Genomic DNA, 13,438 nt, shown 5'->3' with positions numbered 1-13,438 from the left:
TCATACCCTTCTTATCAGGATTGCGTTGGTGATGTGTTCAATGCCGCGGATGTCGCTTATAAGCTGCTCCGGGGGATTGCTGTCTATCTCGATGGTCATGATGGCGTCTCCGCCTTTCTCGTCTCGGGAGAGGTGGAAACCTGAGATGTTGAGGCTCTCGTACTCCCAGTGCATGAGGTTTGTGACGCTTGCGATGACGCCCGGCGTGTCCTTGTGCATGATAAGGATCGTGTTGGCATCGCCGTTAAACTCAACATTCATGCCGTTTATACGGTTTACGAGGATGTTTCCGCCACCGATGCTGGCACCCTGCATGCTGCCTTCGCTGCCGTCCTCAAGGAAGTAGTGTATCAGGGCGGTGTTAGGATGCGCGCCTTTGATGTTCTCGGTTTTGAAGGTATAGCTGATTCCACGGCTGTCGGCTATTGCGAGGGCGTCGCGGATCTCAGGGGAATAGCTCTTATAGCCCATGATTCCGGCGAGGAGTGCTTTGTCCGTGCCGTGGCCCTTGTAGGTCTGAGCGAATGAGCCTGAGAGTGTGATCTCAACTTTTTTGAGTGGGCGCTCGTCAATCAGCTTGTTGACTACGCGTCCAAGGCGCACAGCGCCTGCTGTATGTGAACTTGAGGGCCCGATCATGACAGGGCCGATGATGTCGAAGATGTTCATGTGATGTTCTCCGGTTGGTGGGTAAAATATTGGTTTAATGATGAAGCTATTGCAATGGTGGTGAATAGCTCATCCCAATATAATTATACGCTTAATGGATTGGCTTGGAAATCAGAGCAGATATTCCCGGATTTTCCTGTCAACCATCTTCATGTCCAGCTGCATGTCTTCTGTTTCAAGTGAAAGTATGAGGTTTTCGCCAAGAATCAGACCGTTTCTCTCATAGACCAGGAGTTTCTTGAAGTTTTTTGTGGCGTAATCAAACTCATCTGTAAGGCCCATGTGTTCCCAGTAATACGTTTTTCTTTGGATTACATTTAGAAGTACGAAATCCGGATATTTGCAATATCCGGTATTTAAGACAAATTCAGGCTCGTATTGATACGGAATGCCTAAACGATAGAAGGTATCTGCTAGAATTTGTTCGCTCTTTGTGCGGACTTTTTCTCCTCTTAATGTATCGCGCTCCGGCGGATCATCATAAGGATTCATCCCTCCGGGATGTTGCTCGTACCAGTCCTTTATGAATTCATCCCGCGGTTCAATGATCGGCGATATATACTGCTTCCTTGCAAATGCTGACTTCTGGTAGACCTGATCCACAAAATCATAGTCGTAATTCTTGATGAACCTCGCAAGCCGACTTCGGTTCGCGAGGAGCGCCTTCTGCAGGCGCTCCTCATACTGCTTCTGGACGAGCTTCTTGATGGGAGCGAGGTCTGACTGGCGGACATAAGACCTGCCCGTATATATTTCCTCTCGAGTGGTTGCGCTGTCTGCATTGCGGACTTTAAATTGTGGGATTCCATTACTGGAGCTCGAAATCAAGATGTTTTCAGATTTGATGTCTTTATGCTTCTTTAGATTGGCACTATTGATCTTTATGAGCCTGTCTAGTCTGTTTAGCTCCTCATTTAGATAATTTCTTTGATTCATTTCTGGTTCTGATTGTGTTTCCTTTCTTTTTTATTTCTTTTTTGCTATTTATGCGAGGTTTGTATTCATGTCGGACAGAATCCTGCAGGTTTTTACTTGTTTGGCAGGCAATAATGTCGCGGATGGCCGAAGTTCTGCCGGGTGCTACTGTCCCTTATGCAAATTTAAATGAGACAGTAGTGGTCTGAGTACATGTTGAGGGAAGGCTACTGTCCCTCGAGCAAATTTAAATGAGACAGTAGGGGTCTGAATACATGTCGAGGGAAGGCTACTGTCCCTTGAGCAAATTTAAATGAGACAGTAGAGGTCTGAGCACATGTCAAGGGGAGGCTACTGTCCCTCGAGCAAATTTAAATGAGACAGTAGAGGTCTGAGCGCATGTTAGGGGGAGGCTACTGTCCCTTGTGCAAATTTAAATGAGACAGTAGAGGTCTGAGTACATGTCGAGGGGAGACTACTGTCCTTTGTGCAAATTTAAATGAGACAGTAGAGGTCTGAATACATGTCGAGGAAGAGCAACTGTCCTTAAGAAGAAAATGCTTCGGGACAGTAGAGCTCTGAAGAACTCCTTAGATAACGCTACTGTCTGGATGAGAGAATTTACCAGAGACAGTAGTGGTCGGGAGTAACCAAGAAATTGGTTACTGTCCAGAGAATGAAAGTGATTAAGGACAGTAGCACAGGCCAATTCGCGAGCCTTCCAGCCACCACGCTCATCCAATAGCCGTTACTTCAGCTCCAGCCACCACCCAAGCTAAACTTGCACAAGAGTCGCAACCAGCCACCACGCGCATCCAATAGCCGCCACTATAGCTCCAGCCGCCACACAAGAATACTTGCACAAGAGTTGCAACCAGCCGCCACGTGCAACCGATTACCAGCCCCTCCGCAATCATAAAAGCGCGCAGGATTTTTGTATACACCCGCAAACCCGCATGAATACTAGCTTAGCACAAAAATCTTAAGATTTACCGTCGAAAATTCTTAAGATTTCTTAAGAATTTCAAAACAGCGGATCGGGCGCCGAAAGGCGCCGAATGGCGCCCAATCCGCAGTCCCTGAAACCCTAATATTTATGCAGTTTCAATCGTTTTCGTATTTCGTAAAATTGCACAAAGGATTAAATCAAAAACCAATCATCAAGCGCTAAAAAGTCAGAAAACTATGATTAAACACATAATATTTTCTTTATTTTGTGTTAATTTTCTTTATTACCCCTTCATCTTGTTAATAATAGTTTAAGCCAAATCCACAAAATACGGGCATTCCTATGATTATTTGTATGATTGTGCAATTTGTATCATATAGATACAAGGGAAACCTATTGTCAATCTTATAGGCGAAATAGCCTGGAAACATGACACGAGGTAAAGCGTATGAAACGTCAGAATCACCTAAGTGGGAAGAATAAGGGAACCTTCATTATCAAAGTGGAGGATTGCCAAAAAGGTACCTGGCAGGGAAAAGTTGTGTGGGCGGATGAGGATACTACAGAGCATTTCCGAAGTGCTCTGGAATTGCTTCAACTGGTAGACGAGGCAATCAACGCAGCAAGGGGCAGTGAACTTGCCCAAAAGGGTAGTGCGTAACCCATTTGTACCTATTAACTAGCAAAATTCTTGTGAGGGAGGATTCCGCTATGTTGAGAAAATGGAACAGAATTTTATCATTCATTCTGGCAATTGCTCTCGTTGCGACTACTTTCAACAGTGATCTCGCAACCGTAAGAGTATTTGCTGACGACGACGTTGTTCAGGATGTCGGCGATGCACAGCCACAGGAGACAGTAGTAGAGGAACCTGTAGTTGAAGAGCCGGCAGCAGAGCCTGAATATGTGGAGGCTGAAACTGAAGATCCTGCGCCTGCAGATGATCCGATTCAGAACGATGAGACAATTCAGGACGCCGAGCCCACTGAGGGTGAGAATATCGAAGGTGAGCCTACAGATGGCGAATCCATAGAAGGCGAACCTATCGAAGACGAACCCACAGATGAAGAGCTCGAGGAAAAAGAGCTTACAGAAGAAGAGCTCGCTGAGCTGGCTGAAAAAGAGGCTAAGGAAAAGGCCGAGAAGGAAGCAGCTGAGAAGGAAGCAAAGAAGAAACTGGTAACAGTATCTTACACAGCTTCTCTTGGTGGAAAAGTTTCAAATTCAAGCGAGACCATCGACATTAACGATGAGGAAGCAAAATTTGAAGGATCCACAGCATCAGCAGTTAATAAGTATTACCAGTTTGTTGCATGGGTAGATGCAGATGGTAATACAGTTTGCGGAGAATCAACCTTCGTTCCTTCTAATATAGAAGAAGATGCAACCTTTACAGCAAACTTCATGAAGCTGTCAGAGATGCCTGCACAGAGTTTTAGCGGAAGTTCAGGTGGAATGAACGTTTCAGTATCAGCTGATGAGGGAATTTTCCCTGAGGGCACAACAATGAACGTATCTGCAATATCAGATGACGAAGCCCTTAATGCAGCTAAAGACGCTATCGGCGAAGCAGCACAGACAGCAAAAGGTGTAGACATTACATTCAGAAATGCAGACGGCGAAGAGATCGAGCCTGCAGATGCAAGATATGTACATGTTTCAATTTCCCTCGCTTCTGAACTTGAAGGTGAATCTTTCAGCGTTGTACATAAAGATGATTCAGGTAACGCAGATGTAATCGCAAGCGCAAGTGCAAGCGGAGCTGAATTCGAAGCAAATCAGTTCTCAATTTACATTGTAGTAGGAACCGATACTGAGATTATCGATCCTGCAACTGAAATAGTAACAAACACCTACGTCTTCATGAACGGCGATACAGAGTTCTCAAGGCAGACCGTCAAAGAAGGCGAAGAGCTTATAAACCCCGGAGTTCCTACTCTTGGAGATAACCAGGAATTCAAGGGATGGTTCTATAAAGATGATAATGAAGCTGTAGAATTCGTTCCAAAGACCGGTATCACAGAAGAAAAGACCATCGAGTGCTACGCTAAGATTGAAACCACATTCTACCTGACATTCATCGGCGTTGACAAAGAAGTAACTCAGGTTAAACAGAAAGTCGTTGAAGGAGACGCGCCTGCAAATATCGAAACCGGTGATGTACATGTAACTCCTAAAGATGCTGACGACGCACACAGAGGATGGACAATAGAAGAAGGTGACACAACTCTTTATCCGGAAGTTAATGCAAGAGAGCACAGCACAGTATATCCTGTAATAATGAAAGCTCACTGGATCACATTCGTTGAAAACGACGGTGATGACCACGGTGGAGCATCCTTCACAGGTCCTGTATCTGTATTCGAAGATCAGAAGCCAATAGATGTAAAGCCGGCTGATCCTACCAGAAGAGGATATGTGTTTGGCGGATGGTACGAAAATAAAGGTGAAGGCGATGGCCAGGTTGTTGGTGATGAGTTTGCATGGAACTCCACTCTCACTAAGGACGTAACCCTTTACGCAAAGTGGACACCTGCTGAAGATACCCAGTATACAGTTATCATCTGGCAGCAGAAGATTTCTGATAGCAAGAACACAACTGATAATTCGCAAAAGACCTATGACTACAAGACCAGCTTTACCGAGACCGGAAGAACCGGTGCCCACATCGATTCTTCAATCGGTAATAATTACAAAAATCAGGGCTCTGAAGGCTTCCACTACAGCTGGTGCGAAGTTATCAGGAAAAAGGGCGATCAGGACATACCTGTAACCGAGATCAGAGCAAAAGGTGACACAATTGTTAACGTATACTTTGATCGAGACCTCATGACCATAAACTTCCATACATGGGAGAAACATGGAAGTGGCTGGGGTTCATATCATCAATGGGATATAACATCTACCTACACAGGCCTTTACGGACAGACACTAGCTCAGAATGGCTACACCTGGCCAACAACTCATGCCTGGTACGATAACGGCGGAAGTAGCGGAGATGCAAGTGGAACAAGACTTACATTCCTCGATGCATTCCTGTTCAAAGGACTTAGCGGTGTTTCCGAAGATGGAAAGACACTTAACCAGTATGGCGAAGACTTAGAAGGCAGTGCAACCATAAGATTCTATACTCAGAACACTGACGAAACATGGCCTTCAGATCCGGCATATACTACACAAGCCGGTGGCGGTACTTTCCATATCACAGATAAGTATAATGGCTTCAAAGCACATAGCTATAGAACTTATAGGAACAAACAATGGGGATCATGGACCAGCGCTGTGGGTTCTGATGGCAAATACGTCTCGGTTAGCAGCGGATATACAGTACTTGAAATCCGCTTCGAGAGACTTAAATATGACATCACCTTTATAGAAAACTACAGAGAAAATCTTACAACACTTAAGACTGTAACAGGTGTACCATACGACGCACTTATATCACCATATTCAGGACAGGCTCCTGACATTCCTGAATTTGATGAAAGCAAACCGGGCTACAAGTTTAACGGCTGGTTCCTGGATGCAGCCGGAACAAAGCCATTTGTATGGACAGGTAAGATGCCGGCAGCTAACATGGTAGTTTACGGATGCTATGTACCTGTGAGATATACAGTAACTCTGGACGCAGTAGGCGGAACACTTCCTACAGGACAGGACCAATCCTTCGAGCTTGACTATGGTGATACAGTAAATAAGACTTCACTAATGAATACCACAAAAGATGGCTATGAACTCATGGGATGGTATGAGAACGGCGCACCTTACGGCTACGGCGGAGTAACTCATGATACTAAACTGGTAGCTAAGTGGCGTAACCCCGGAACAGTTAAGGTAGTCTATGACGCAAACGGCGGAAGTAACGCACCTGAAGATAAATATAACTACTCATCAAGTTCAAACGTAGTTGTAGGCGCACCTCCTACACCGGCTTCAGGATATACCTTCGTTGGATGGACAATCGATGGCGATAGTGCACAGATTATCTGCTATCCAAACGGATGCTTTGAGATCACACCTGCTTATGTAAAGAACGGTCAGGTAACACTTATCGCTCAGTACATCAAGACAGGCGGAGATGCAGGAGTTACAACAACTATCACCTACAAGCCAAACGGCGGACAGGGCAGTGACGTAACGACAGCACCAATCCTTGTAAACGAGAAGGTTATCGCTCTCACAGCAGAGCAGTGCGGATTTACAAGAGAAGGCTACGAATTCAAGGGCTGGAGCAGAACCGGTGGCGAAGACGCTAAGGTTGAGATCAATGCCGGAGAAAATATAGCAGCTGATAACAACAAGCTTCCAAATGAGCTCTACGCAGTTTGGGAATGTGTAACAGGTACCTACATTATTGAGTACTACAAGGGTGAGGTTACAACAAGAACCGATCTGGCACACTACCTTGGAGAGTCAGACCCGGCGACAGCAAGAGTAGGAGCACAAATTGCCCTTAACGGCACACAGCTTAACGCTTATAGACCGAACGTTGGATATCAGGACGGTGTTCAGATCGACGCTCCTTACACAGTACATAAGGGCAATGACAACATAATCTACGTACTTTACAGCCCTAAGCAGATAACAGTAACTGTTGAAGGTACTCAGAAGACTCAGGTTTACAATGGACAGGAAGTAACAGTAACTAAATTCGTAGTAACAGACATCGCAGGAGATTCAAATTATAAAGCAGAGTATGTCGATTACAACGGAGAGACTGATATTTCCGCAACACATGTTTATGAGTCAAAAGAGATATCGCTGGATGCAAGTAAGTTCAAGAATATAAGTTCACTCTTTGACAGCAAAGCAATAACATTTGTTCTTGGTGAAGTGAAGAGCAATAAGGTAGAAATAACACCTGCAACCCTTACAGTTACTACCCCACCTGCATCAAAGGTTTATGATGGAACACCCCTTACAAAAGAAGGAACCATCAGCGGATTTGTAAATGGTGAGACAGCAACCTTCACAACAACCGGAACAATTACAACTCCGGGTAAAGTAATCAACACTTACACACTGGATTGGGAAGGTGCTACAGCAGACGAGAGAGACTACACGGTTTCTGAGAATCTTGGGATACTTGAGATTACTGAGAGCACAGCTGCAATCACAGTAACTACAGTAGGTGGAGAGTTCGTATATGATGGCAGTGAGAGAGGCGCAACTGTAACAGTATCCAAGCTTCCTGAAGGATATACTTTAGAGAAAGCAGAGTCTTCAGCTAAGGCAACAGACGTTACTGAAACAGCTGTACCTGCAACAGCAGATACACTGATCATCAGAAATGTAGCAGGCGATGACGTTACAGAAGATCTGAACATCACAAAGATTGATGGCAGCATTACAATAACACCTGCTCCGATAACAATTGTTACGGATCCTGGTTCGAAGGTTTATGATGGAACACCTCTTACAGCAGACGGTAAGATGACAGGCCTTGTAAATGACGAGACAGCGACATTCACAGTAACCGGCAGCCAGACAGAGGTTGGAACAAGTGATAATACCTACACCCTTGAATGGGATGGAACAGCCAAGGAAAGCAACTACTATATCGAATCTGAGTCTGTAGGAAAACTTACAGTAACGGAGTATGCAGGAGAAATAGTAGTAACAACAACAGGTGGTAAATTTACATACGATGGAAAACCTCACGGAGCGACTGTAAAAGTTTCTGATCTTCCAACAGGCTATAGACTTGATACAGCAGCTTCTTCCGCAACAGCAACAGATGTCACAACAGCTCCTGTAGAAGCAACAGCAGATACGCTGATCATCAGGAATGCAGCAGGCGAAGATGTAACAAGTAAGTTGAAAGACAACATCAGATACGTTGACGATACAATCGAAGTAACACCTGCAACTCTTACAATCGTAACACCTGATGCAGAAAAGGTATATGATGGTAAGCCACTTACAGCAGAGGGCAGCATTTCCGGATTTGTTAATAACGAGACAGCAACCTTCACAACAAAAGGAACCATCACAAACGTTGGTGATGTGCCTAATAGCTACGAGCTTGAGTGGAACGGAACAGCTAAGGAGAGTAACTACGAACTCGATGAGACCATCGGAACTCTTAAGGTTACAGAGTTCGCAGGAGAGATCAAAGTTATAACAACCGGCGGAGAGTTTGAGTACGACGGAGAAGCTCACGGTGCAACAGTAGAAGTTCAGGGACTTCCTGAGGATGGTGGCTACACTGTTCAGACAGCAACATCAAGTGCAACAGCAACTGATGTTACTGAAGAAGATGTAGATGCAACCTGTGATGAGCTGGTAATCGTCAATGCAGATGGAGTAGATGTAACGTCAAAACTTAAGATTACTAAGGAAGATGGCTACATCAAGATTACACCTGCAAAGATAACAGTTAATATCGAGGGTGAGAAGAAGAGCGTCAAGTACAACGGACAGGAACAGAAGGCTGAAGGATACAGAGTAGCTCCGATTACTAATCCGCTCTACAAAGAAAGCTACATCTCTTTTACCGGCGAAGCAATAGCTAAGGGTAAGTACGTTGATACATACCCGATGAACCTTAGTGACAAGCAGTTCACAAACAATAATAAGAACTTTGAAGTAACATTTGCTATTGAAGACGGATCACTTACAATCGAGCCTCTTGGCCCGGGCGAAGAGTTCAGAATCTATGCAACAGCAATAGATGCCGAAAGAGATTACACCGGTAATTACTATGATGGCTTTAGATACGAGCTCAGAGGTGAAGGCCCTACACAGAACATCATCATTGAGGCAGCAGGCAGAGCAGTAGAGTTCTTTAGAGAGATGTTCGCACCGATCAAAGCAGATGCTGATGACGGTGAAAGCAGCGATCCTACAGTAACAATCAATGGCGTAGAATTCACAGTTAAGGGACTTTCAGTTCCTACAAGAGAAAGAAATGCCGGCGATTACGAGCTTCCTATCGTAGGTGATATGCAGGTATTTGACGGAGACGTAGATGTAACGGATCAGTTCGTACTGGTTGAGAGAAATTCAGGAAAACTTACCATCTATCCGATGGTCATCAACCTGACATCAGGCAGTGCAACTAAGGTTTACGACGGAACTCCTCTTACAAATTCAAACATCACAGCCGATAAGGACTGGGGCGTAGGCGACAAGGTAAGATACAACATAACAGGAACACAGACAGCAGTTGGATTTAGTAGCAACACATTCGTAGCAGTTCCTGAAGGAGATACAAATCTTGATCTCAACTACCGAATCAATTACACCTATGGTACACTTACAGTAACAAATGCACCTACACCTCCTCCAGGAGGCGGTACAACAATTACTGACACTCCTACACCTACAGCACCTACTCCTTTAGCAGCTCCACCGGCAGCAGTTCTCGGAGCAACAAGAGAAACTGACGGAGCAGCAGTTCTCGGAGCAAGAAGAGGAAGAACTGACGACGAAGCAAACGTACCGGGAAGAATCTTCGCAGTTCTCGTTGCAGCAGCGGTTGCAACAGCTCTTTTACTCACAAGAAAAAAAGAGGAAGATAAGTAATTAAAAAGTAAAGAAGCAACCGGCACTTTAGCTGGAAGTTTTCTCTTATCGCGAGGGGCCGTGTGAGTCAGATCATACGGCTCCTTTTCTTAAGAACCTTTAGGAAATCTGTTCCTTTAAAGGTCATAAAGGGTTATAATAGCTATGATTGTAGAATTTTTCAGAAGAGGATTAAAGAAGGATATGAGCCAATCTAAGCAGATGCTATTTGCCAGGAACCTGATCTGCGCCTGCATTGAGAGCAACGACAACGCAGATTATCAGGGACTTATATACCATCAGTATGCGGACAACCCAATACCTTTTGACGGTATGACTGACTTTATGATGAAGCTTGAAGAGCTCTTTGATGAGTGGGATTTCCCACAGCGTGGTCTTGCTCCCCGTGTTTTCAAGAAGGGATCAAGGGACGACATCGGTTATAAGAAAAAGAATCTCTCGGACAAGCTTCCTATCGAGGTGATCTCCGAGGCTAACGGCGTTCGCAACGTCCAGAATAAAAAGGGTAAGCTTGGAACCTTCGTGATCCAGGTCGTTTACAGACAGAATTCCACCTGGCAGGGACATGTGATCCACCAGGAAAAGAATGAAAAGGTAGACTTCGTCAGTGCGCTTGAACTTGTTAAGATAATGGACAGAGCTCTGAGACAGTGAATTGGTGAGGCTTTTTGAATAACAAGAGCAAATTTAAAAAGATAATACTTGGCGTGATAATAGTGCTGGTGCTGATCGTTGCAGGCTTCTTTGTGGCTTTCAAGATCTACACCGGCAATTATTATAATGCGGATAATGCAGTAATTTCCGAGCTTGCAGATGACCTTTCGGAGGAAGTACACACTTTTACCGCTCCGGAGGGCATGGTTTTTCTGCCACAGAATCAGGAATACCGGGCGGTAATAGTATTTTATCCCGGAGCAAAGGTAGAGTACACGGCTTACAGTGGCCTTATGTATCGACTTGCTGAGCGGGGGTACATATGTCTTTTGCCTAAAATGGCAGACAATGTGGCTCTCCTAAGTATCAATGCTGTGGATACCTTAAAGGCTGCAAGGCCCGATGAATCCGATTCGGTCGAGGACCTGGACTGGTACCTGGCAGGCCACTCCCTTGGCGGCGTCGCAGCCACCCGCTACCTCGCAGAATGGACCATGGGGACGGAGTCAGTGGCTCATTCTGAAAAATGGACCCCGGGGACGGAGGTTAGGGATCATTTTGCAGGGAATTTCAAAGGCGTGATTTTGTGCGCTTCGTATCCTGTGGATTCACTGGCAGGCACGGATCTGCGTCTTTTGTCAATTCTTGGAAGCAATGACAAGGTTGTCAACATGAAGAAATACGAAGAGGCTAAGAAGGACTGGCCGGCGGATGCCACTGAGTATGTGATTCAGGGCGGTATTCATTCGTATTTTGGGAACTATGGCATCCAGAAGGGCGACGGCGAGCCGGGGATTACAGCTGATCAGCAGTTGGATGAGACGGCGGAAGTTATTGATGAGTGGATTGCGGGAAATTGATGCCACTTTTACTTCATGATTTTACGGGGATTTATATAGGAAATATGCTAATATGTAGGTAACTGCATATTAGCTTTTTTATTATTTGGAGGGTTTCATGGATTTTAAGATTGTAGAGGTTTTTAACAGGAGTGTGACCATCGAGCTTGACTCTGATTCAGTGTTTAAGCAGGCTGCGGAGTTTGGCGTTTATGTGGATGGCATAGAGAGGCTCAGGACTGACAGAAACGTAATTTCGGTGATGGGTCTTTTACCTGATAAGAAATATAAGATTGGCGTGGATGCAGGCGGAGAGCTTGTGGAAAAGGAGATTGTGACAGAGCATGAGTCCGTGCTTCTGGATGTCAGGAAGTTCGGCGCTGTGGGAGATGGTGTGACCAGCGATACGGCGGCTATTCAGGCGGCTATCTGTGCCTGCCCGAAGGATGGAACCGTGTATCTGCCGGCAGGTAAGTACTTCACTACACCGATTTTCCTTAAGTCTGACATGACTATCTGGCTTGATGAGGGCGCTGTGCTGCTTGGAGAGACGGATAGGAACAAGATTCCCGTGCTTCCCGGAATGACTATGTCTACGGATGAAGCTGATGAGTACAATCTGGGCACCTGGGAGGGCAATCCTCTGGATAACTTTGCGTCACTCGTTACAGCTATTGATGCGGAGAATCTGGATATTATCGGCCCCGGCGTCATTGACGGAAATGCGCAGAACTCTGACTGGTGGAAGGATGCCAAGGTTAAAAGAATTGCCTGGAGACCCAAAACTCTGTTCCTGTGCAGATGCAAGAAGGTAAGGGTTCAGGGCGTGACAGTGCAGAATTCACCTTGCTGGACAGTGCATCCTTATTATAGTGAGGATCTGGCTTTCCTTAACTTGTATATTCACAATCCTTCGGATTCACCGAATACGGACGGTCTTGATCCTGAGAGCTGCAGCGATGTAAGGGTTCTTGGGACCGTGATCTCCGTTGGTGATGACTGCATGGCCATCAAGAGCGGCAAGTATTACATGGCGCTGAAGCACCACAAGGTGACCGAGAGAGTGCAGATCCGTAACTGCAAGTTTGAGAGAGGCCACGGAAGCGTTACTGTTGGCTCCGAGGCAGCAGGCGGCGTAAGGGATGTAAGGGTTTCCCAGTGCGAATTTATAGGCACCGACAGGGGACTTCGCATCAAAACTAGGCGCGGACGCGGCGAGAGAAGCATTCTTGATGACATTTTGTTTGAAAATATAGTGATGGAGGGCGTTCACATGCCCTTCACTGTAAATATGTTCTATTTCTGTGATCCTGACGGACACAGCGATTACGTGCAGAATCAGGCACCGGCGCCGGTTGACGAGATGACTCCCGTGATCGGCAGCATTTGTGGCAGACATATTGTGGCAAGTGGTGTTTCTGCCTGCGTTCTCTGTGCAGTAGGACTGCCGGAGAGCCCTATCGGAGAGCTGCACTTTGAGGACATCAAGGTATCCTTTGCCACTGAAGCTGAGCGCGTGCCCGAGAGGCCTGTAATGATGGACAACTTCGACGAAATGACCGGTCGCAGTGTCTATGCGAAGAACGTCAAGGAGCTGGTGCTCAGGGACGTTGAGATTTGTGGTTCGGTGGATGCAGAGCCGGAGCTGATTGGCGTTGAGAGCAAGACTTTGGATGGGGTTGAGTACAGGTGATGTTACTGTCTGATGGAAAAATGAAGGCTGGACAGTAAGAGAAAACTTATTGATTGGCGGTATGTACTGTCCTGTAGCGAAAAATCAAAGAGGACAGTTAGCATCATCTTGATGATTTGGCAAGTGCTACTGTCTTGAGACAAAAATTATGCAAGGACAGTAGCTATCAGGTCGATGATTGGTGGGAGGCAA

The 13,438-nt window shown here is 45.8% G+C and carries 7 protein-coding genes; 5 read left to right on the top strand and 2 right to left on the bottom strand.

Going from position 1 to position 13,438, the window contains the following annotated elements:
• Both sdaAB and G632_RS0107015 read right to left on the bottom strand, forming a co-directional pair.
• Window positions 1-669, bottom strand: coding sequence for an L-serine ammonia-lyase, iron-sulfur-dependent subunit beta (gene sdaAB, locus G632_RS0107020; protein ID WP_022768314.1), 669 nt, complete (start codon window positions 667-669; stop codon window positions 1-3).
• Window positions 670-780: 111 nt separating this feature from the next.
• Complete coding sequence (locus G632_RS0107015; RefSeq protein ID WP_022768313.1) at window positions 781-1,605, bottom strand: hypothetical protein; 825 nt, start codon at window positions 1,603-1,605, stop codon at window positions 781-783.
• 1,376 nt (window positions 1,606-2,981) lie between these two features.
• Between G632_RS0107015 and G632_RS0107010 the strand changes: the two genes are divergently transcribed.
• From G632_RS0107010 to G632_RS0106990, 5 genes are all read left to right on the top strand, one after another.
• Entirely contained in the window at window positions 2,982-3,194 is a 213-nt protein-coding gene (locus tag G632_RS0107010; protein ID WP_022768312.1) for a hypothetical protein, read from the top strand.
• Between the two features lie 50 nt (window positions 3,195-3,244).
• The gene (locus G632_RS0107005) at window positions 3,245-10,060 is read left to right on the top strand and encodes an InlB B-repeat-containing protein (RefSeq protein ID WP_022768311.1); all 6,816 of its coding nucleotides are present in this window, start codon (window positions 3,245-3,247) and stop codon (window positions 10,058-10,060) included.
• 144 nt (window positions 10,061-10,204) lie between these two features.
• Entirely contained in the window at window positions 10,205-10,714 is a 510-nt protein-coding gene (locus G632_RS0107000; RefSeq protein WP_022768310.1) for a hypothetical protein, read from the top strand.
• Window positions 10,715-10,728: 14 nt separating this feature from the next.
• Window positions 10,729-11,574 (top strand): alpha/beta hydrolase, encoded by an 846-nt coding sequence (locus G632_RS0106995; RefSeq protein ID WP_022768309.1) that lies wholly within the window; start codon window positions 10,729-10,731, stop codon window positions 11,572-11,574.
• Window positions 11,575-11,671: 97 nt separating this feature from the next.
• A complete protein-coding gene (locus G632_RS0106990) occupies window positions 11,672-13,246 on the top strand; it encodes a glycoside hydrolase family 28 protein (RefSeq protein ID WP_022768308.1) in 1,575 nt (524 codons plus the stop codon).
• The last annotated feature ends 192 nt before the right edge of the window (window positions 13,247-13,438 follow it).

The organism is Butyrivibrio sp. NC2007, assembly GCF_000421405.1.
In the GTDB taxonomy this organism is placed as follows: Bacteria; Bacillota; Clostridia; order Lachnospirales; family Lachnospiraceae; genus Butyrivibrio.
The sequence above is the reverse complement of the archived record's forward strand: the minus strand, read 5'-3'. Positions and strand labels throughout refer to the sequence as shown.